Origin of the sequence: Sphingopyxis sp. YF1, from assembly GCF_022701295.1 — a bacterium.
Classification (GTDB): Bacteria; Pseudomonadota; Alphaproteobacteria; order Sphingomonadales; family Sphingomonadaceae; genus Sphingopyxis.
Genome location: NZ_CP033204.1, coordinates 4,322,659 through 4,342,501, shown reverse-complemented (window position 1 = coordinate 4,342,501; position 19,843 = coordinate 4,322,659). Strand labels below are relative to the sequence as shown.

Here is a 19,843-nt window from a genome sequence, read left to right as displayed (position 1 = left end):
ACTGATCAAACTCCCCTCCGCTGCGCCGCGAAAAACGGCGCCGGAACATAGAGGGGGGTCTTTATGCAGGTCCGTTTATCCCGTCGTGCGCTGCTTCTGGCATCGCTGTCCGGTTCGATTCTTTCATCCGCACCCGCGTTCGCACAGGACGCGCCCAAGACGGGCTATGACGACGAGATCATCGTCACCGCGCAAAAGCGCGAGGAAAATCTGCAAAATGTCCCGATCAGCATCCAGGCGCTGGGGACGCGCAAGCTCGACCAGCTGAACGTCACCAATTTCGAGGATTTCTCGAAGCTCCTGCCCAGCGTCTCGTTCCAGTCGAGCCAGCCGGGGGTCACCACCGTCTATATGCGCGGCGTCGCGAGCGGCGGCGACGGCAACCATTCGGGCTCGCTGCCCAGCGTCGGCGTCTATCTCGACGAGCAGCCGGTGACGACGATCGGCGGCACGCTCGACGTCCATGTCTATGATATCGCGCGCATCGAGTCGCTCGCAGGACCGCAGGGCACGCTCTACGGCGCCTCGTCGCAGGCCGGCACGATCCGCATCATCACCAACAAGCCCGATACCAGCGGCTTCGAAGGCCGCGTCGACGGCGAGCTCAACAGCGTCAAGAGCGGCGGCATGGGCGGCAAGCTCGAAGGCATGATTAATGCCCCGCTGAGCGACCGCGCCGCGGTCCGGCTGGTCGGCTGGTACCAGAAGGATGCCGGCTATATCGACAATGTGCCGGGGACGCGCAGCTTCCTCGGCGCGCCGATCCTCGACCAGAACGGCGACCTGATCGGCAATGATCCCGGCATCACCGTCAACAATGCCGCCTTCGTCAAAAAGAATTTCAACGACGCCGAAGTTTACGGCGGCCGCGCCGCGCTCAAGGTCGATCTCGACGACAATTGGACCGTCACGCCGACCGTCCTGTACCAGAAGCAGAAGAACAACGGCACCTATGCGCAGGATCCGCGCGTCGGTGATTTGCAGACGCAGCGTTTCTACCCCGACAAGCGCACCGACAAGTTCGTCCAGGCGGCGCTGACGATCGAGGGCAAGATCGGCAATTTCGACGTCACCTATGCCGGCGCCTATCTCGACCGCAAGGCGTATCAGATCAACGATTACACCGACTATTCCGAGGCCTATGACGCGCTCTATGCCAATTATACCTACGAGGGCGATTTCGTGTGCAGCGGCCTGGCGGGCTGCTTCTATCTTCAGGACAACGGCGGCAACACCATCGACCCGCGGCAGTTCATCATCGGCACCGACCATTTCCGCAAGCTGAGCCAGGAACTGCGCGTCGCGTCGCCGCAGGACGAACGCTTCCGCGTCGTCGCCGGCCTCTTCTACCAGCGGCAGAGCAATCAGATCCATCAGGATTACATGATCCCCGGTCTCGCCGGCAATCTGTCGGTCAACGGCCGGCCGGGCACGCTGTGGCTGACCGAGCAGAAGCGCGTCGACAAGGATTATGCGGCGTTCGGCGAGGCGAGCTTCGACATCACGCCGACCATCACGCTGACCGGCGGCGGACGCTTCTACAAATATGACAACAGCCTGATCGGCTTCTTCGGTTTCGGGCGCGATCCGAACGGCCCGCCCTATAATGGCGCGGCCAGCTCGCGCACCGGCGTCGCGGGCTGCTACACGACCACCGGCGCGATCCTGCGCGACAATCCCGGCGGCACGCTGTTTCCCGCGGCGGTTCCCGGCGGTCCCTGCACCAACCTGGCCGACTTCGTCGACGGCAAGCTGGTCCCCAAGCGGACCAAGGACGACGGCTTCACCCACCGGCTCAACCTGACCTGGAAACCCAGCGAGGATATGCTGCTCTATGCGACCTGGTCGCGCGGCTTCCGTCCGGGCGGGATCAACCGGCGCGCGACGATCGTCCCCTATGCGGCCGATTTCCTGACCAACTACGAACTGGGGGTCAAATCGACGCTGGCCGACGGCCGGGTGCGCCTCAACGCCGCCATCTACCAGCAGGAATGGAAACGCTTCCAGTTCTCCTTCCTCGGCGAGAACAGCTTTACCGAGATCCACAATGGCCCCAACGCCCGTATCCGCGGGATCGAGGCCGATGTGAACATCCGGCCGACCGACGGGCTGACGATCACCGCCGCGGCCTCCTACACCGACGCCAAGACCAAGAATAACCTCTGCGCGATCGACGATCCGACCTATCAATGTACCGATCCCGGGAACTCGATTGCCGCGGAAAAGGGAACGCGTCTGCCGGTGACGCCGAAGTTCAACGGCAATGCGACGGTGCGCTACCAGTTCCCGGTCGGGCCGGGTGAGATGCACCTGCAATCGGTGATCGCGCATCGCAGTTCGGCGACCCCCGACATCCGCGTCGCAACGGCGAACGCGCTGGGCCGGATCCGCGGGTCGACCACGGTCGATTTCGCGGTCGGTTTCGACTGGACCAACTACAGCTTCGAACTGTTCCTGCAGAACGCATTCGACGAGCGCGCCGAACTCGCGCGCTATTCGAACTGCGGCCAGTGCGACGGCCGGGTGCAGATATTGGTGAACCAGCCCCAGACGATCGGGGCGCGGCTCGGCGCCAAGTTCTGACCGGGTGACCGGACACCGCAACGACAACGAAGGGCCGGGCCAAAAGCTCGGCCTTTCCATGTGCATCGCGCTCGTGATGGGCAATATGATCGGGTCGGGGGTGTTCCTGCTCCCCGCGAGCCTGGCGCCCTTCGGCTGGAATGGCGTCGCGGGCTGGGCGATCACCATCGCCGGGGCGCTCGCGCTCGCCTTTGTGATCGCAAGGCTGACCGTCGCCTTTCCCGACGCGAGCGGACCGACGGGTTTCGTCGAGCGCGCCTTCGGCCGCATCCCGAGCTTCATGATCGGCTGGGCCTATTGGGTGTCGGTATGGACCGCGAACGTCACGCTGGCGGTGGCAAGCGTGTCGTTCCTGAGCCTCTTCCTGCCCGAACTGCGCGGGCATATGGCGGTCTCGACGATCGCGCTGATCTGGATGGTCACCGCGATCAACTGGCGCGGCGCGCGCGCCGCCGGGCGCTTTCAGGTCGTGACGCTGGCGATCAAGCTGATCCCGCTGCTCACTGTGGTCGTCCTGATCCCGGTGGCGTTCGGCCGCAGCGAACCCGTCGCGATCACCCCCTTCCCCGCCGGCGGCCTGTCGGTCGCTGCGGTGAGCGGTTCGGCGATCCTGACCCTGTGGGCGCTGCTCGGCTTTGAATCGGCGAGCGTCGCCGCCGACAAGGTCAGGAACCCGACCGTCACCATTCCGCGCGCGACGATCATCGGCACGCTCGCGACGGGCATCCTCTACCTGATCGTCTGTTCGGCCATCGCGCTGATGCTCCCCGCCGCCGCGGTCGCGACATCGGAGGCGCCCTTCGCGCTGTTCGCCGAAACCTATTGGGGGCACGGCCCCGCGGTATGGATCGCCGCCTTCGCCGCGGTCAGCGCGCTCGGTGCGCTCAACGGCTGGACGCTGATCCAGGCCGAACAGCCCGCGCGGCTCGCCGAACAGGGGCTGCTCCCCGCCTGGTTCGCGAGGACGAACCGCCACGGCACGCCGGCTGCCGCACTGCTGCTGTCGAGCGGAATCGCGACCGTGTGCGTCATCCTCAACAGCAGCAAGTCGACCAGCGAGATGTTCACCTTCATGGCGGTGCTGTCGACCTCGGTGACGCTCTGGCTCTACCTCGCCTGCGCTGCGGCGGCGCTGCGGCTGCGCGTCGCGATGGGAGTCGCGGTGGCGGGGCTTGGCTATGCCGTCTGGACGTTGTGGGGCGCGGGCCCCGGCGTCAGCGCGATGAGCCTGATCCTGATGGTCGCCGGGCTGCCGCTCTACGCCTGGACGCGGATGCTCGCGGCCAAGCCGGCGGCGGGTGCCGCCTCCGGCGGCTGAAACCTTGCGCGCCGGGCCGAAATCGCCTATCGGCGTCCTCCCGCTGGCCCGGATTCGGGCTTTTTCTGGAGACGTGACGTGTCGGACCGCCGAATAATCCAGGGTTTGAAACCCTGCGGCATCCGCCCGCTGTCGTAGCGCGTTTTTCCTGACGCGGTGCGCCCGGGCGCTGCCGCAATTTCCAACCCGCCCATCATACTTCTGCCGTCGGGCGCCGTGCGTCCGCCGGCCGCAGGCAGGTATTTATGTTGCACGACAGCCATTGGGCGCGCACTCGCGCGCGCCGTCGCCACGGATCATCCGGGCAAGACAAAGACTGGCCGGGCCTTGCTCGGCTGGGCCCGCGCGCGCGCCGCCGCGCTCGGGTTCAACGACAAGACCATCGCGCGTGCCGCGCTGCTCGGGGCTCCCGCCCCGGCACCCGATGTGCGCGCGGACGAGAGCCTGCTTCAGGCGAACCGGCTGGCCGACGCGCTCGACCTCGCCGCCGACGAGCGTGCGCTGTTGCTGCTCGCGACGGCGATGGAGCGCGGCCCGTTGACGCGCAGCCTCGCCAAACTCGTCGAGAGCGAGGCGCTCGACATGGAGGCGCTGGTGAGCGCGCTCACCGGCTTCGCGCCGCACGCGATCCGCGGCGCCGAGGTGGTGCGGCTCGATCTCGTCGGGCGCTGGACGACCAAGGAAGGCAAGGTCGAATTCGGGCTCTGCTGGTCGTTCGAGCGGCTGCTCGACGCGCGGCCGGGGCAGCATGAAAGCCTGATCGACGGCCTGCTCGGTCGGCGCCAGACGGCACGCCACGCGCTCGCCGCCTTCCCGGCGCAACAGCACGATGCCGAACTGGCGCTGGCGCTGCTCGGCGGTGCGCTCGCGAACGGCGCGCGCGGGATCAACATCCTGATCCACGGCCCGCCCGGTACGGGAAAGACCGAGCTGGCGCGTACGCTTGCCGCGACGCTCGGCGAACCGCTGCACGCGGTGGGCGAAGCCGACAGCGACGGCGACGAGCCGAGCCGCTTCGACCGTCTCGCCGCGCTGCGGCTCGCGCTACGCACGCTTGAAAAGCGCGGGCGCGCGCTGCTGCTGTTCGACGAGATGGAGGATATGCTCGGCGACACGCGCATCGAGCAGGACGGCCGCGTGCGCAAGCGCGCGGGGTCGAAGCTGTTCGTCAACCGGCTGATCGAGGACAATGTCGTCCCCGTGATCTGGACCTCGAACTGCATCGCCGACCTCGACCCCGCGATCCTCCGCCGCTTCAGCCTGTCGATCCGCATGGATTTCCCCGGCCAGGGTCACAGCCCGGCGATGCTCGCGCGCGTCAGCGCCGAGGAGCAGGTCGCGGTCGACCCGGCGCTGCAGGCGCTCGCGGCGCGCGCCCCCGAAACCGCGTCGCTGTTCCGCGTCGCGGCGCGCGCGGCCGCGCTTGCCGGCGATCCCGAATCCGCGAACCGCTTTGCGGGTTCGATCCTCGGCGCGATGCGCGGCGAGGCGGTCGAGGCGCGCGCCCCGCGGGCGTTTGACGAGAGCTTGCTCGCCGCCGACACCGACCTCCCCGCGCTGTTCGCGAGGCTCGCAGAGGCGGCCGCGCCCGCCGACTTCTCGCTGCTGCTCACCGGGCCGCCGGGAACGGGCAAGACCGAAGCGGTGCAGGCGCTCGCACGCCGGCTCGGACGGCCTCTGCACGTCAAGCGCGCATCGGACCTGATGTCGAAATGGGTGGGCGAGACCGAAAAGGCGATCGCCGCCGCCTTTGCCGACGCAAAGCGGCAGGGGGCGCTGCTCTTCTTCGACGAGGTCGACTCGCTCCTCGCCGACCGCGGGAGCGCGACGCGCGGCTGGGAGGTGAGCCAGGTCAACGAGCTTCTGACGTGGATGGAGGATCATCCGCTGCCCTTCGCCGCGGCGACCAACCATGCGGCGAAGCTCGACCCGGCGTCGGCGCGGCGCTTCGTCTTCAAGGTCGAGATGCGGTGGCTCGACGAGATGCGCGCGCGACGGGCGTTCGCGCATTTCTTCGGGCGCGAAGCCCCGGGGACGCTCGACGGGCTCGATGGGCTGACCCTCGGCGACTTTGCCGTCGTCGCGCGTCAGGCGCGTTTCCTCGGCACGCTCGACGATGCGGCGCTGCTCGACCGGCTGCGGCGCGAGCGGGCGGCGCGTCCCGCGATGCCGCAGGCGATCGGTTTCGGCGCGGTACCGGCGCTAGCGCCACCGGGGCGCGAAGAAACCCCGGTCGCGTAGGATTACCTCGGCCGCATTGTGCCCCGGCGCCCCGGTCACGCCGCCGCCGGGGTGCGTCCCCGCCCCGCACATGTAGAGCCCCTTCACCGGCCCGCGGTAACCGCCGTTGCCGAGAACCGGGCGTGCGGCCCAGAGCTGGTCGAGGCTCATATTGCCGTGCATGATGTCGCCGCCGACGAGCCCGAACTTGCGTTCGAGGCCCTTGGGCGACAGGCGCGTCTGCGCGATGATGCTCGCGCGGAACCCCGGCGCATGCTGCTCGACCGTGTCGATGATGCAGTCGGCGGCGGCGTCCTCCTCGTCGTCCCAGTCGCGGCCGTCGGGAAGCTCGGGCGCGAACTGCTGGCAAAAGAGGCTCGCGACATGCTGGCCCGGCGGCGCGAGGCTGTCGTCGACGGTCGAGGGGATCAGCATCTCGACGATCGGCGCCTTCGACCAGCCATGCTGTTTTGCGTCGAGGAAGGCGCGGTCCATATAGTCGAGCGTCGGCGCGAGGATGATCCCCGACTGGTGATGCTCGCCGGGTTCGGGGAGGCAGGTGAATTTCGGGAGCTCGCTGAGCGCGACATTCATCCGGAACGTGCCGCTGCCCGCCTTGAAGCCCTTGATGCGGCGCTGGAAATCGGCAGGCAGGTCGCTCGCGTCCATCATCCGCTCGTAGAGCAGCTTCGGCCCGACATTGGCGATCACGCGCACCGCAGCGATTTCCTCGCCGCCGACGAGCTTCACGCCGACCGCCTTGCCGCCATCGACGAGCACCTTGTCGACCGGGCTTTCGAGGCTGGTCTCGACCCCCATGTCGCGGCAGACCTTGGCCATGATCTCGGTGATCTTGCCCATGCCGCCGACGCTGTGGCCCCACGCGCCCTTCTTGCCGTTCACTTCGCCGAAAACGTGGTGAAGGAGCACATAAGCACTGCCCGGCGTATCGGGGCTGGCATAATTGCCGACGACGGCGTCGAAGCCGAAGGCCGCCTTGACCGCCTCGCTCTCGAACCAGCTGTCGAGCATCGTGCGCGCCGATTTGGTGAAGAGGTCGAGCACGTCGCGCTGCTGTTCGAGGCTCAGTCCCGCGAAGCGCCGCCCCTGCCGCGCACCGTCGAGCAAGGTGCGAAGACCCTCGCCGACGTTCGGCGGCACGCGGAGCGCGAGGTCGCGGAGCAGTTCGGCGACATTTTCGAGCGCATCATAATATTGGGGCAGCACCTCGGCATCGCGCGCGCTGAACTTGCGGAACTCGGCCTGCGTGCGTTCGAGCCCGCCGCCGAGCTTCAGATAGCCGCCACCTTCCTGCGGCAGGAAATTGCTGATCGGGCGTTCGATCACGCGATAGCCGTGATCGGCGAGCTTCATGTCGGCGATCACCTTCGGCTGGAGCAGACTGACCGTGTAGCTCGCGACCGAATTGCGGAACCCCGGCGCGAATTCTTCGGTCACCGCGGCGCCGCCGACGACGTCGCGCGCCTCGACGATCCGCACCTTCAGCCCCGCCCTCGCGAGATAGAAGGCGCAGACGAGGCCGTTGTGGCCGGCACCGATAATCAGCGCGTCATAGGCTTTGGTCATGGAAACTCTTTCGCAAGCGGGGACTGGACATGCTGACGGCCGAACCCGAGGCCGAGGATCCGGCCCGGAATGCGGCGCAGCAGCGGAATGGAATCGAGCAGGCGCACCGCGAGGGGCACGCGGGTGATCTCACCGCGGAGCATCGGTTCGATGACGCGCTGATGCGCGAAGCGCTGGATTGCCTGCATGCGGGTGGTCGGTTTCCAGCGGCGTTCCTGCACCTTCGTCAGCAGCGGATCGGCGTCGGCGCCGACGGTGAGCGGCGCTGCGAGGATATTCGCGGCCGCGACGGCGTCCTGCACCGCGAGGTTGATCCCGACGCCGCCGACGGGCGACATGGCGTGCGCGGCGTCGCCGATCGCGAGCAGCCCGGGACGCGACCAGCGCGTCAGCCGGTCGAGCGCGACCGAGAGCAATTTCACATCGTCGAAGCTCCGGATCGCATCGATCCCGGCGGCAAGGCCGGGTGCGATCGCGACGATCTCATCCCGGAACGCCGCGATGCCGCGAGCCTCGATCGGTGCGAAACCACCCTTCTCGATGATCCGCGCACATTGCCAATAATCGCCGCGCGGGATCGCGACGACCATGCCGCCCTTGTCGATCGTGCCAAGCGCGACTTCGGACATGTCCATGCCCGCGGGAACCGGAATGCGGAACCACAGCACATCCATCGGCGCGCCGAGATCTTCGAGCGGCAATTCGGCGGCCTCGCGCAGCACCGAGCGACGCCCATCTGCGGCGATGACGAGCCGGGCGGGCAAGGTTTCGCCGTTCGCGAGCGTCACCCCGTTGACGCGGCCCGCATCGTCATGGGTCAGCCCGGTCGCCTCGGTCGACATGCGCAGATCGAAGGTCGGATAGCGCCGCGCCTGCCCGGCGATGAAATCGAGCAGGTCCCATTGCGGCATCATCGCGACAAAGCGCGCCGCGACGGGCAGATGCTTCATCGTCGCCACCGTATAGCGCCCGCCCAGCAGGTTGAGCGTCATCGTGTCGATCGCGGCGTGCGGTTCCTTGAGCAGCTCACCCAGCAACCCGATCTCGTTGAACAGCTCGAGCGTCGAGGGATGCACCGTGTCGCCGCGGAAATCGCGAAGAAAGTCGGCGTGCTTTTCGAGCACCGTCACGCGCACCCCGGCACGCGCGAAGAGCAATCCCGCGACCATGCCGGCGGGTCCGCCGCCGACGATCACCACGGGGAGACTATCAGCCATTCCGACCTCCGTTCGTGTCGAGCGAAGTCGAGACACCCTGCGGTCGTGCGCTCACGATGGGCATCTCGACTTCGCTCGATGCGAACGGAGAAAAGGCGATCATGCGCGGCTCCACCCTGCCCCGGGCGCCTTCTCCAGCCGCGCCTCGGGGATGATATCGCGCATGCGCGAACAGAAATGCTTGAGGCAGACTTCCTTGTCGCTGAGCGGGCCCATCGAGAAGCTCTTCGACTGCATGCCGGCCTGAACGCGAGTGATCAGTTCGGTGTCCTCGGCATTGACCTGCCGGTTGATGCGCCAGTTGAGGTAGCGCGCGGCCTTCATCTCGCGGCGCTCATCGGGCAGGACGTAGCTGATTTCGCGGATCAGGCACGTCGTCGGGCCGGTCGGCAGCCACTGCATGAAGTCGACCTGGTCGGGATAGATGTCGAACGCGACATTCGGCCATAGCTTGAAATAGAGCCAGTGGCGCTGGTTGGCCTCGGGCAGGTGCGGCACCGGCGGCAGCAGCCGCTGGTACATGCGCTCGGACCAGTTGGCTGACGGGCGATCGATCAGGTCGCCCCACATGCGGTCGACATTGTCCTCGGCCTCGACGCCATAGCTTTTGCCGAACAGACGCGTCAGGCCGGGGTGCGCGACGGGGATGTGGAGGCCGTCCGAATAATTGTCGCCGACATTCTTCCAGTTGACCTCGCGCGGGCGCAGCGTGACGCGGCCCAATGCACCGAGTTCCTCGAAGCGATAGGGCGCGACCTGCGCCTCATAGGGCGCCATCATCGATGCGACCGACGGACCGCCGTCATCCTCGATCCGCACGAACCAGAAGCCGCGCCATTGTTCGAGGCCGACCGGGACGAGCCCTGCCCTGTTCCTGTCGAGTGTCGGATAGCTCGCGCTGTCGGGCACGCCGGTCAGCCGGCCGTCGAGGTCGTAGGTCCAGGCGTGATAGGGACACACGAGCTTCTTCGCGCAGCCCGTCGCCCCGTCGACGAGGCGCGACCCGCGGTGGCGGCAGACGTTGGTGAAGGCGCGCACGATGCGGTCGGCGCCGCGCACGACGATCACGCTTTCGCCGCAATAGTCGATGCTGTGCCAGTCGCCGGGGTTCGGGATATCGCTGTCGTGGCAGACGACCTGCCAGCTGGGGCGGAAGATGCGGTCCATTTCGACCGCGTGGAAATCGGGGTCGCTGTAGGTCCACGCGGGGAGCGACCAGCCGTCCAGGGAATCTTCGGGAGCGGGGTCGATGTTGTCGAAAGTGTCGCGCAGCGTTGCCATGGGCCCATCCTTGTTGTACATACGTATAACAACATGACACCCGCTCGCCAAGCCTTTACGCGCGAAAGCGCCGATGCCCGGAGGGCGGACCTGATCGAAGCAGTGGCGGCGTGCCTTGCCGAACAGGGTCTCGCGGGCACCAATGTTCGCGCCATCTGTGCAAAAGCGGGGGTGTCACCCGGGCTGCTGCGCCATTATTTCGCGGGAATCGACGATCTGATCGCCGCCACCTATCAGGCGACGAGCGACCGGATGGACGCGATTTTCGCGGGCGCGGTCGAGGGCGCGGGCCCCGATCCGCGGGCGCGGCTGACCGCGTACCTCACCGCCAGCTTCCGCGCGCCGGTGACCGATCCCGAATTGCTCGGCGCATGGACCGCCTTCTGGGCGCTGGCGCGGAGCGATGCGCGGATGGCCGCGATCCACGCGGACAGCTACGCGGGCTATCGCGAACGGCTGGGCGACCTGCTCGTCGCGTGCGGCGCGACCGACGCCGGGCGGCTGGCGATCATGCTGACCGCGATGGTCGACGGGCTGTGGCTCGAACTGTCGCTCGACGCGGACAGCTTCGGCGCCGAGGCGGCAGTGGCGATGGTCGAGCGCGCGGTGGCGGCGTTGGTTTAGGCCACCACACCCCGTTCGCCCTGAGCCTGTGGAAGCCTGTCCTGAGCGCCTGCCTTGGCAGGCAGTCGAAGGGGGCCGTCCTTCTCTTGCAACGTCGAAAGAAAGAACGGTGCTTCGACAAGCTCAGCACAAACGGGGTTCGATTGGTCAGCCGTTTATTTCGACAAATCTCTGAGCAGACTGTCCCAATGCGCGAGCGCGGGGGCGATCGCATCGACCGGCACGCGTTCGTTGAGGCCGTGCGCGTAGCTGTCGCTGGCCTTCGAGAAAAGACCCGCAACGCCGTAGCTCGGCACCCCCTGGATACGGAAATGATAGCTATCGGTGGCGCCCGCGCTCATCGACGGGATGATCGGCAGGCCCGGCGCGCGGGCATGCACCGCCTTCGTCACCGCGGCGACGACGTCGGGGCGCAGCGGCGAGGCGTCGCTGGCACTCGCGTCGGGATCGGTGTGCACCTTGATCGCGGGGTCGGCGATCACGCGTTCGAGTTCGGCGCGCACCGCCTCGACCGCCACGCCGGGGAAGATGCGGCAGTTGATGTTCGCGGTCGCCCTTTGCGGAAGCGCATTTTCGGCGTGGCCGCCCTTGACCAGCGTCGGCACGCAGGTGGTGCCGATCTGGCCGACATATTCGGGCTCGGCACGGATCTTCGCGATCGCGGCCGCATCCGCCGGATTGGCGGCAAAGGCCCTGAGGGCTGCACCGATGTCACCGCCGACCTGATCAGCAACGATCGGCATGCCGACCTTGGTCAGCTCGTTCTGCTGCGGGGTGAAGCGGTAGGCGCCGACCTTCGCGAGCGCGTTCGCGAGCTGGACGATGGCGTTGGTGTCCGAGGGGCGCGAACTGTGGCCGCCGGGGTTGGTGACTTCGAGCATGAAGTCGGCATAGGTCTTCTCGCCCGCCTGCAGCCCGTAATATTTGGGCTTGCCGTCCTCGCCGATCGTCCCGCCGCCGCCGTCGCCGTTGAGCGCGAATTCGGCGCCCTTATATTTGGCCGCGAGCGCGCGCGTCGTGGTCATCGAGGTTTCCTCGTCGCCCGAGAGCGCGAGGATGATCGTGCGCTTCGGCTTGAAGCCGTCGCGCTTGAGCTGCGCCATCGTCGCGACCATCATCGCGACGTCGAACTTGTTGTCCTCCGACCCGCGGCCGAAGATATAGCCCTGCTCCTCGACGGGGACGAAGGGATCGCGCGTCCAGTCTTTCGCGTCGGCCTCGACGACGTCCATATGCCCGAGCAGCACGATCGGCTTGCCCTTCCCCGTCCCCTGCAGCGTAGCGGCGAAGGTCGCGGTTTCGCCGATCGGGGTGATCTCGATATCGGCGTCGGTGTAGCCTGCGGCCTTGAGCACGCCCGCATAGTAAGCGGCGAGTTCGGGCACCTTCCCGCGGCCCTCGACGGTCGGGATCGCGATGCTGTCGATCAGGATCTTCTTCGCCGCGCCGGTATCGGCGGGCTTGGCGTAGGCGGGAACAGCCGCGAGCAGGGCTGCGGAAGCAAGGAAAGCGGAAACAAGACGCATATCGTCGACCCCTTTTGATTATCCTGATTCATTCGTTCGGGCCGAGCCCGTCGAAGCCCGGTCCTTGATACGCATGCTGGAGGAAGAACGGCCCTTCGACAAGCTCAGGCCAAACGGAAATTCAAGCCACCGCCTTCTTCGTTTTCGGCGCGGCCGTCTTCGGCTTGAACCGGCACAGGTCGGCGACCGGGCAGCGCCAGCATTCAGGGGTGCGCGCCTTGCAGATGTAGCGGCCGTGGAGGATCAGCCAGTGATGCGCCCCGACGCGGAAGGGCTGCGGCGTTTCCTTTTCGAGTTTCTTCTCGACCGCGAGCACCGTCTTGCCCGGCGCGAGGCCGGTGCGGTTGCCGACGCGAAAAATGTGCGTGTCGACCGCAAAGGTCTCCGCGCCAAAGGCACAGTTCATCACGACATTGGCGGTCTTGCGCCCGACACCCGGAAGCTCGACGAGCGTGTCGCGGTCAGCGGGGACCTCACCCCCGAAATCGCGGACGAGGATTTCGCTGAGCGCGATGACATTCTTCGCCTTGGCGTTGAACAGCCCGATCGTCTTGATATGCTGTTTGAGGCCATCCTCGCCGAGGTCGAGCATCGCCTGCGGCGTCGCCACCTCCTGAAACAGGCGCCGCGTCGCCTTGTTCACCCCGACGTCGGTCGCCTGCGCCGAGAGCACCACCGCGACGAGCAGCTGATAGGTGTTGCCGAATTGCAGCTCGGTCTCGGGACTGGGGTTCAGTTCGGCGAGGCGACGGTAGAATTCGAAAATGTCGGCTTTTTTCATTGCGATTCGGGCGGATGCGCCGCCTTCCATTCCATTGCGGCGCGGACGCGGCGTTCGACCGAGGGGTGCGAGTAGAAGATGAACTCTTCGGCCGCATTCGGGCGCGGGTTGCGATATTCGGCGGTCTTGACCAGCGCGCTGGCGAGCGCGTCGGGCAGGTTCACGGTGCGCAGCGAATAGGCATCGGCCGCGCTTTCATCGTAACGCGAAAGGCCATTGCGCACCGGCTGCGCAAGAAAGGCGAAAAGCGTCAGCATAAACATCAGCACCGGCAGGCCGCGCGGATCGCCGATCGCGGCAGCGCTGCCGAAGGTGCGGGCGACGCGCGCGTACAGCCGGTCGGCGAGGAAGAAGAGCAGGATCGCGAGCAGCGAGAAGACCGCGATCATTATCCAGATATGGCCGAGGACATAATGGCCGATCTCGTGCCCGGTGACCGCTCGCACCTCGTCGAGCGAGGCGCCCTTGAGCGCGACGTCCGAAATCGCGATGCGCGCCGAATGACCGAGCCCCGACACATTGGCGGTGAAATTGTTCGACTGGCGCGAGCCGTCGTAGAGGAAGATGCGGCCGGGCTCGATCCCCGCCTGCTGCGCCTGCACGACCAGCGCATCGCGCACCGGCCCGGCGGGAACGGGCCGATAGTCGTTGAACAGCGGTTCGACCACCACCGGGGCGAGGAGCAGGAGCAGCGAGATGGCGAAGGCCGCGAGACCGCCCGACCAGATCCACCAGCGCCGTCCGGCGCGGCGGATAAGCGCATAGATGCCGAGGAAGAAAAGCGCCCCGAACAAGGCCGCGAAGACCATGCCGATCGCGCCCTGCGCCAGCCAGTCGCCGAGCGGCTGGCTGGTACGGCCATAGGCGCTTTCGCGCCACCAGTCCTGATAGAGGTTCCACGGCAGCGCGACGATCGCCGACAGCAGCAGGAAGGCGGCGCAGACGAGCAGGGTGCGCAGCACGAACCCGCGCCCCGCGAGCCGCGCATCGAGACAGTCGAGGATGCGCAGCCGCACGAACAGGACGGCGACGAGCGCTGCGACGACGACATCCCACAAACCCAGCCATTCGCCGCCGCGCGTATAGGCGGCGGCCTTTGCGAGTGCGGCGGGGCCGAGCGCGTCGATATAGGCGGCGGTGGCGGCGGCGGGATCGAAAGCCATGGTCGGTGTCCTCGTGCGGCGGTCAACGCAGCCAGCGGCTGAGCGCGGGAAAGGCGGGCAATCCTTCGGCGAGCGCGGTGCGCAGGTCGGCGGTCATGCCATAGAGACCGAGCATCGGCGCACCGATGAAATGGCCGGTCGCAAAGCTGGCGATCAGCGCCGCGCTGTCGCCGCGATAGCCGCCGTCGTGGAACAATTGGCGCGGAGTCACCCCGCACGGGAAGGAGGCGGCATAGGACCAGGCGATCGCCGCCATCTCGTCGACCGGGTCGGCGTCGATCGGGCCGAGCGCGGGCCGGTCGGCGGCGTCGACGACCGCGATATGCCCGGCCTCGTGGAGCAGGTCGCCGGGCCATACCGGGGTTTCGGGGTCGATCAGGAGGCGCCCGTTCACGATCGCGAGGCCGCCGAGCAACTGCTCCTTTTCCGCGCCGATCCAGTCGACCGCGATGCCGATTTCTTCGAGAAAGGGCAGGATGCGCGCCGCCGCGGCTTCGCCGCCGCCCTCGTCGCGCCATGTGCAGGCGGATGCCGTGACCTTGTCCATCGTCAGTCCTTTTCGACGAGGCGCGAGACGATGGCAACGAACATCAGGCTGGCGATCCAGCCGAACATGATGTTGAACCACATCAGCCAGCGCAGCGCGCGCCCGCCCCACAAGGTTTCGCCCGCCGCGTTCGCCACCAGCGGCCCCCAGTCGGCCTCCTGATGCAGGTCGACGAAGGGCAGGGTCACGTCGAGCGCGAAGAAGAAGGGTTGGAAGGTCGAATATTCGGGGGGCACCGGACAGCGTGAATCGGTCCAGTGATACCGCGCGCCGGGATCACCCGGTGCCCCGCAATCCGCGGTCGTGCCGCTCATATGGACAAGCGGGCTGGTCGGGCCGATCAGCCCGTGATCGCGCCCCTCATAATAAGCGAGCGACGAGAAGGCCACGAGCAGGAGCGTCAGATAGACGATGCGCTGCGGCTTGTGGCCATAGCCCGAGAGCTTTCCGTAGACATAGTGCCAGCCGCGCGCGACGAGATTGGCGAGCGGGTTCCAGCCGCGATCGAGCGTCTGCCGGAAAGCGGGCGCCCAATGGTCGGGGAACGCCTGCGGCTCGCGCATGCCGACCGAGCAAGCGGCACGGCGCATGTCCTGTTTCGCAATCGCCACTTCGGCCGCCTCGGTCATGTGCCCCGTAGCGCGCAGCGTCTTGACGAGTTGCTCCCACGGCTGCGGGTAGAAATCGGGTTTCCTGCCGTTCCTGAGCGCCCGCGCCGCCTCTTCCCGCGTCCGGATGTGCGACTGGGTCTTGAGCCAGGCGATGCGCATTTTCGAATCGGTCGGGCCGTTGATCTTGTGATATTCGAAGCCGTCGAATTCGTTTCCCGAAGGCCAAGCGAAGCGGGTATCGGCGAGTTCGCCGACCGAGGCCGAGGCCAGCCCGATCGTGCCGTGCACCAGCGCGCCCTCGAGAAACAGCGAGCCCGTGACCTTCATGCCGTCGGCGACGAGGACGTGCCCGGGCGCCGCCTTCCCGGGCGTTCCGATCTCCGCTCCCCTGAGCGTAAGATCGCCGCCGATCTGGGCGTTGACCAGTCGCAGCGTCCCGTCGCAGACGAAGGGGGTTTGCGTCTCGCCCGCGCGCAGGAACAGCGTGCCGTCGAGCTCGATCCGGTCGGCGAGCAGCGTGGGCAGCCGGCTTCCCGACAGGACGAGCGAATCGAGATGCGCGTGCCGCACGACGACCTCTTCCGCGAAGGTGCAATCCTTGAGCTTCAGGACGCGGGGGACGTCGACATAGTCGAGGTCGAGCTTGCCCGCGATCCAAGCGCCCTGCACCTCGATGCCCTTTTCATGCACCGGGTGATGTTCGTCGCCGCCCAGCAACAGGAAGCGGATCAGCGCGGCATCGATCGTCACCTCGCGATCGGCCCGATCGGGCCGCGACGTACCGAGGAGGTACGGTTCGCCGCGCGCGGCGCAGTCGAGCAGCACCATATGGCCGGGATAATCGGTGCGGATATCGCTGTATCGGCGGCCGTGCGCGACGACCTTGCCGCTGGTCACAAACCGAGCACCTGCGGCATCGTGTAGCGCCCCGGCTTCTGGTGGATCAGCCACAGCGCCGCGCGAACCGCGCCGCGCGCGAAGATCATGCGGTTCTCGGCGCGATGCGAGAGGGTGATCATCTCCTCGGGTCCCGCGAAAATGACGTCATGGTCGCCCGCGACGGTGCCGCCGCGCAGGCTCGCGAAGCCGATATGACCGTGGCCGCGTGCGCCGGTGACGCCATCGCGGCCGCGTTCGGAACAGGTGGCGAGGTCGATGCCGCGCCCCTCGGCCGCCGCCTGCCCGAGCAGCAGCGCGGTGCCGCTGGGCGCGTCGACCTTGTTGCGGTGGTGCATTTCGACGACCTCGATGTCCCAGTCGGCGTCGAGCCGCGCCGCCGCCTCGCGCACCAGATGCGCAAGCAGGGTAACCCCGAGCGACGTATTGCCGGTCTGGAGCACCGCGATATCGCGCGCGGCATCGTCGATCAGCCAGTGATGGCGTTCCTCGAGCCCGGTGGTGCCGATGACGATCGGCGTCTTCGCCGCGATGCAGGCGCCCAGCGTCGCCTCGAGCGCGGCGGGCGAGGAAAAGTCGACGAGCACCGCGGCGTCGCCCGCAAGCTTTGCGACATCGCCGCCCTTGTCGATGCCGAGATGACCATGCCCCGCCTCCGCCGCCGCCGCGGCGAGCGCGACACCCATGCGGCCCTGGCTACCGACGATACCGATGCTGGTCATATTCCGTCCCCCATATTTCGGATCCCCCCTTAGCCGCTCGCATCGCGCGAAGTCGAGATGCCGAGACGGGCGGCACCCCGTCGACGGATGTCTCGACTTCGCGCGACCCGAGCGGATAAGAGGGCGCCATGACCGACATTCAGAACATCGTGATCCTGACCGGCGCCGGCGTGTCGGCCGAAAGCGGGATCGACACGTTTCGCGACGGCGGCGGATTGTGGGAACAGCACCGCGTCGAGGATGTCGCGACCCCCGAGGCCTATATCCGCGACCCCGACCTCGTCCACCGCTTCTACGACGCGCGGCGCGCGGCGATCCAGACCAAGGTCCCGAACGCGGCGCACGACGCGCTGGCGCGGCTCGATGCGGCGTGGAAGGGCGAGTTCCTGATCGTCACGCAGAATGTCGACGACCTGCACGAACGCGCGGGGGCGAGCCGGCTGCTCCACATGCACGGCGAGCATCTGAACGCCTGGTGCACCGCGTGCGACAACCGCAGCCACTGGACGGGGACGCTGATCGAGCGGCCGCCCTGCCCCGCATGCGGCTTGCCGGGATATCTGCGCCCCGACGTCGTCTGGTTCGGCGAGATGCCGTACCGGATGGAGGACATCTATCGCGCGATCAACCGCGCCGACCTGTTCGTGTCGATCGGCACGTCGGGCGCGGTCTATCCCGCCGCGGGCTTCGTGCGCGAGGCGCGCGCCGCGGGGGCGAAAACGCTCGAGCTCAACATGGAACCGAGCCAGGGATCGCACTGGTTCGACGAAGCGCGCCACGGGCCCGCAACGGCGCTGGTGCCGGCGTGGGTCGACGCGATGCTGGGCCGCTAGCGCCGCGCCGCGAAAAAGTCCCGCAGCAGCGCCGCGGCTTCGTTCGCGCCGATGCCGTCGTAGATTTCGGGGCGATGATGCACCGTCGGCTGCGAAAAGACGCGCGGACCGTGGACGACCGCACCGCCCTTGGGATCGTCGGCGCCGTAATAGAGGCGCGCCATCCGCGCATGCGCGATCGCCCCTGCGCACATCGCGCAGGGTTCGAGCGTCACATAGAGGTCGCAGCCGTCGAGTCGCTCGTTGCCGAGCTTTGCCGCCGCAAGGCGAATCGCGACGATTTCGGCGTGCGCGGTCGGATCGTGCGATTCGCGCGGACGGTTGTGCCCCTCGGCGATCACCTGCCCGTCCTTGACGACGACCGCGCCGACCGGCACTTCGCCCCATTCCGCCGCGATCCGGGCGAGATCGAGCGCGCGGCGCATCGGGTCGGGAAGCGGAAACTGGGCCATGGCTTTCCCGCTAATCGCTTGACGAATCTCCGGCAAGCCGATAAGCGCGCGCCTTTCCCGGCCCACCCGGTTCTTTCGGTGCCTTTTCGCGCCAACCCGGACGCCGCCCATTGATTCGAGGAAGAAGACCATGTCGCGCATTTGCGAACTGACCGGCAAGGGCCGCCAGGTTGGCCACAACGTCAGCCACGCCAACAACAAGACCAAGCGCACCTTCCTGCCCAACCTGCAGAATGTGACGCTGCTGTCGGACGCGCTCGGCAAGGGCGTCAAGCTGCGCGTTTCGACGCACGGCCTGCGCACCGTCGAGCATAATGGCGGCCTCGACAACTGGCTGCTCAAGGCCGGCGACGACCAGCTGTCGGCTGGCGCGCGCAAGGTGAAGAAGGAAGTGGCGAAGAAGCTGGCCGAAAAGGCCGCCTGACCCCCCTTCGAATCGCGAGCCAATCAGGCCGCCGGTTTACCGCGCGGCCTTTTTGCTGTCCGCGCGGCGCGGCGGCAGGTCGACGAGTTCGAATTGCAGCAGCAGGCTGCGCTGCCAGTTGTTGAAATTGTCGTCGGCGACGAGCCAGAGGAAGGTGCGGCCGCCCGCGACCGAAACCGCCGCGCCCTCGTAATTTTCGCGCAGCGGTTCGGGGACCCGGCCGATCGCGACCGAGCGGACGACGCCGTCCTCGCGAATGTCGGCGGGATCGACGATCGCGAGAATCGTCGTGAACAGCGGCGCAATCCCCAGCTTGCGGTGAACGAGGAGGATGCGCCCGTCGGGGAGCGGCGCGGCGTCGCTGACCAGCCCCTTGCCTTGCGCATCGTAGAAGAAGCGCAGCGCCCGCTTGCCGGGCGTCGCGGGATCGCCAGCGAAGACAAGCGCCTCGGTCCCGCGCGCATCGTCGTCGGCCTCCTCCGAAAAAACGATCGTGCGTCCGTCCGCGAGCCGCGCCATCGCCTCGGCACCGCGATTCGTCGGCCAGGGTTCGAGTTGCGGCGAGCGGTTGCGCGATTCGATTCGCGTCAGTTCGGGATTCAACCGCCAGATCTGGTCGATTCCCTCGAGCGCGACCCAGACCTTGCCGCTCGCGGCATCGACCGACACCGCCTCGACGTCGGTGAAGGCCTTGCTGCCCGGATTGCGCGGCGGCAGCGGCAGACGGCGGATCGCGACCTCCGAGACCGTGCCGCCTTCTGCCAGCGTCAGCCGCGTCGCATAGCCATTGTCGCCGACGAGGAGGAAGCGCCCCTCGCCGAGATGCGCGAGCCCCGAGAAGCCGCCGAACAGGCTGTGCGGGCTGGTCAGCCGCCAGCCGCGCACGAAACGCAGACTGCCCGCCGTCGCGGGCGGAAAGACGAGCGGGCGCGCCGCCGCCGTCTGGCGGAAATCGTCGACGGGAAAGCGATGCCGCGTCCCGGGCACCGGGCCGAGCGCAAGGAAAATCAGGACAGCGAGGAGCGGGCGGCGCATGGCCGCGGCGATAGGGCAAAGC

The 19,843-nt window shown here is 67.4% G+C and carries 17 protein-coding genes; 6 read left to right on the top strand and 11 right to left on the bottom strand.

Annotated features, from left to right (window positions below; genetic code table 11):
* The first annotated feature begins 63 nt into the window (after positions 1–63).
* The 3 genes from EAO27_RS20785 (at position 64) to EAO27_RS20775 (ending at position 6,142) form a co-directional block, all read left to right on the top strand.
* Positions 64–2,583 (top strand): TonB-dependent receptor, encoded by a 2,520-nt coding sequence (locus tag EAO27_RS20785; RefSeq protein WP_242775314.1) that lies wholly within the window; start codon positions 64–66, stop codon positions 2,581–2,583.
* 58 nt (positions 2,584–2,641) lie between these two features.
* Complete coding sequence (locus tag EAO27_RS20780) at positions 2,642–3,901, top strand: amino acid permease (RefSeq protein WP_242775311.1); 1,260 nt, start codon at positions 2,642–2,644, stop codon at positions 3,899–3,901.
* A gap of 327 nt (positions 3,902–4,228) precedes the next feature.
* On the top strand, positions 4,229–6,142 hold the full coding sequence (locus EAO27_RS20775; protein ID WP_242775308.1) for an ATP-binding protein: 1,914 nt from the start codon (positions 4,229–4,231) through the stop codon (positions 6,140–6,142).
* Here the strand turns inward: EAO27_RS20775 and EAO27_RS20770 are convergent.
* The 3 genes from EAO27_RS20770 to EAO27_RS20760 form a co-directional block, all read right to left on the bottom strand.
* Entirely contained in the window at positions 6,104–7,708 is a 1,605-nt protein-coding gene (locus EAO27_RS20770; RefSeq protein WP_242775293.1) for an NAD(P)/FAD-dependent oxidoreductase, read from the bottom strand. The genes EAO27_RS20775 and EAO27_RS20770 overlap by 39 nt on opposite strands.
* Positions 7,705–8,925, bottom strand: a complete 1,221-nt coding sequence (locus EAO27_RS20765) for an FAD-dependent oxidoreductase (RefSeq protein WP_242775290.1) — start codon at positions 8,923–8,925, stop codon at positions 7,705–7,707. The genes EAO27_RS20770 and EAO27_RS20765 overlap by 4 nt, the downstream gene beginning before the upstream one ends.
* A 99-nt stretch (positions 8,926–9,024) precedes the next feature.
* The gene (locus EAO27_RS20760) at positions 9,025–10,206 is read right to left on the bottom strand and encodes an aromatic ring-hydroxylating dioxygenase subunit alpha (protein WP_242775288.1); all 1,182 of its coding nucleotides are present in this window, start codon (positions 10,204–10,206) and stop codon (positions 9,025–9,027) included.
* Positions 10,207–10,239: 33 nt separating this feature from the next.
* On the opposite strand from EAO27_RS20760, the gene EAO27_RS20755 reads away from it, so the two are divergent.
* On the top strand, positions 10,240–10,830 hold the full coding sequence (locus EAO27_RS20755; RefSeq protein WP_242775285.1) for a TetR family transcriptional regulator C-terminal domain-containing protein: 591 nt from the start codon (positions 10,240–10,242) through the stop codon (positions 10,828–10,830).
* 155 nt (positions 10,831–10,985) lie between these two features.
* On the opposite strand, the gene EAO27_RS20750 is transcribed toward EAO27_RS20755, so the two are convergent.
* From EAO27_RS20750 to dapB, 6 genes are all read right to left on the bottom strand, one after another.
* Complete coding sequence (locus EAO27_RS20750) at positions 10,986–12,356, bottom strand: M20/M25/M40 family metallo-hydrolase (RefSeq protein ID WP_242775282.1); 1,371 nt, start codon at positions 12,354–12,356, stop codon at positions 10,986–10,988.
* 121 nt (positions 12,357–12,477) lie between these two features.
* The gene (nth, locus tag EAO27_RS20745) at positions 12,478–13,137 is read right to left on the bottom strand and encodes an endonuclease III (RefSeq protein ID WP_242775279.1); all 660 of its coding nucleotides are present in this window, start codon (positions 13,135–13,137) and stop codon (positions 12,478–12,480) included.
* On the bottom strand, positions 13,134–14,300 hold the full coding sequence (locus tag EAO27_RS20740; RefSeq protein ID WP_242775276.1) for a M48 family metalloprotease: 1,167 nt from the start codon (positions 14,298–14,300) through the stop codon (positions 13,134–13,136). The genes nth and EAO27_RS20740 overlap by 4 nt, the downstream gene beginning before the upstream one ends.
* 22 nt (positions 14,301–14,322) lie before the next feature.
* Positions 14,323–14,847, bottom strand: a complete 525-nt coding sequence (locus tag EAO27_RS20735; protein WP_242775234.1) for a hypothetical protein — start codon at positions 14,845–14,847, stop codon at positions 14,323–14,325.
* 2 nt (positions 14,848–14,849) lie between these two features.
* A complete protein-coding gene (locus EAO27_RS20730) occupies positions 14,850–16,355 on the bottom strand; it encodes a hypothetical protein (RefSeq protein WP_242775231.1) in 1,506 nt (501 codons plus the stop codon).
* The gene (dapB, locus tag EAO27_RS20725; protein WP_242775215.1) at positions 16,352–17,077 is read right to left on the bottom strand and encodes a 4-hydroxy-tetrahydrodipicolinate reductase; all 726 of its coding nucleotides are present in this window, start codon (positions 17,075–17,077) and stop codon (positions 16,352–16,354) included. Before dapB ends, EAO27_RS20730 begins: the two co-directional genes overlap by 4 nt.
* A 128-nt stretch (positions 17,078–17,205) precedes the next feature.
* On the opposite strand from dapB, the gene EAO27_RS20720 reads away from it, so the two are divergent.
* Positions 17,206–17,910 carry an NAD-dependent deacylase gene (locus EAO27_RS20720; RefSeq protein WP_242775212.1) on the top strand — a complete coding sequence of 235 codons (705 nt, stop codon included), beginning with the start codon at positions 17,206–17,208 and terminating at the stop codon, positions 17,908–17,910.
* Here EAO27_RS20720 and tadA read toward each other — a convergent pair.
* Complete coding sequence (gene tadA / locus EAO27_RS20715) at positions 17,907–18,362, bottom strand: tRNA adenosine(34) deaminase TadA (protein ID WP_242775209.1); 456 nt, start codon at positions 18,360–18,362, stop codon at positions 17,907–17,909. The two genes, EAO27_RS20720 and tadA, sit on opposite strands and share 4 nt — an antisense overlap.
* Before the next feature lie 130 nt (positions 18,363–18,492).
* Here tadA and rpmB point away from each other — a divergent pair, with 130 nt between their 5' ends.
* The gene (gene rpmB / locus EAO27_RS20710) at positions 18,493–18,786 is read left to right on the top strand and encodes a 50S ribosomal protein L28 (RefSeq protein WP_093509717.1); all 294 of its coding nucleotides are present in this window, start codon (positions 18,493–18,495) and stop codon (positions 18,784–18,786) included.
* Between the two features lie 36 nt (positions 18,787–18,822).
* Here the strand turns inward: rpmB and EAO27_RS20705 are convergent, their stop codons facing one another.
* A complete protein-coding gene (locus EAO27_RS20705) occupies positions 18,823–19,821 on the bottom strand; it encodes an esterase-like activity of phytase family protein (RefSeq protein ID WP_242775206.1) in 999 nt (332 codons plus the stop codon).
* Between the last annotated feature and the right edge of the window lie 22 nt (positions 19,822–19,843).

What these genes read in the sequence shown, in the direction of transcription:
- EAO27_RS20785 (WP_242775314.1), top strand. Translation starts at nt 64, where the DNA reads ATGCAGGTCCGTTTATCCCGTCGTGCGCTGCTTCTGGCATCGCTGTCC.
- EAO27_RS20780 (WP_242775311.1), top strand. Translation starts at nt 2,642, where the DNA reads ATGTGCATCGCGCTCGTGATGGGCAATATGATCGGGTCGGGGGTGTTC.
- EAO27_RS20770 (WP_242775293.1), bottom strand. Translation starts at nt 7,708, where the DNA reads ATGACCAAAGCCTATGACGCGCTGATTATCGGTGCCGGCCACAACGGC.
- EAO27_RS20765 (WP_242775290.1), bottom strand. Translation starts at nt 8,925, where the DNA reads ATGGCTGATAGTCTCCCCGTGGTGATCGTCGGCGGCGGACCCGCCGGC.
- EAO27_RS20760 (WP_242775288.1), bottom strand. Translation starts at nt 10,206, where the DNA reads ATGGCAACGCTGCGCGACACTTTCGACAACATCGACCCCGCTCCCGAA.
- EAO27_RS20755 (WP_242775285.1), top strand. Translation starts at nt 10,240, where the DNA reads ATGACACCCGCTCGCCAAGCCTTTACGCGCGAAAGCGCCGATGCCCGG.
- EAO27_RS20750 (WP_242775282.1), bottom strand. Translation starts at nt 12,356, where the DNA reads ATGCGTCTTGTTTCCGCTTTCCTTGCTTCCGCAGCCCTGCTCGCGGCT.
- nth (WP_242775279.1), bottom strand. Translation starts at nt 13,137, where the DNA reads ATGAAAAAAGCCGACATTTTCGAATTCTACCGTCGCCTCGCCGAACTG.
- EAO27_RS20740 (WP_242775276.1), bottom strand. Translation starts at nt 14,300, where the DNA reads ATGGCTTTCGATCCCGCCGCCGCCACCGCCGCCTATATCGACGCGCTC.
- EAO27_RS20735 (WP_242775234.1), bottom strand. Translation starts at nt 14,847, where the DNA reads ATGGACAAGGTCACGGCATCCGCCTGCACATGGCGCGACGAGGGCGGC.
- dapB (WP_242775215.1), bottom strand. Translation starts at nt 17,077, where the DNA reads ATGACCAGCATCGGTATCGTCGGTAGCCAGGGCCGCATGGGTGTCGCG.
- EAO27_RS20720 (WP_242775212.1), top strand. Translation starts at nt 17,206, where the DNA reads ATGACCGACATTCAGAACATCGTGATCCTGACCGGCGCCGGCGTGTCG.
- tadA (WP_242775209.1), bottom strand. Translation starts at nt 18,362, where the DNA reads ATGGCCCAGTTTCCGCTTCCCGACCCGATGCGCCGCGCGCTCGATCTC.
- rpmB (WP_093509717.1), top strand. Translation starts at nt 18,493, where the DNA reads ATGTCGCGCATTTGCGAACTGACCGGCAAGGGCCGCCAGGTTGGCCAC.
- EAO27_RS20705 (WP_242775206.1), bottom strand. Translation starts at nt 19,821, where the DNA reads ATGCGCCGCCCGCTCCTCGCTGTCCTGATTTTCCTTGCGCTCGGCCCG.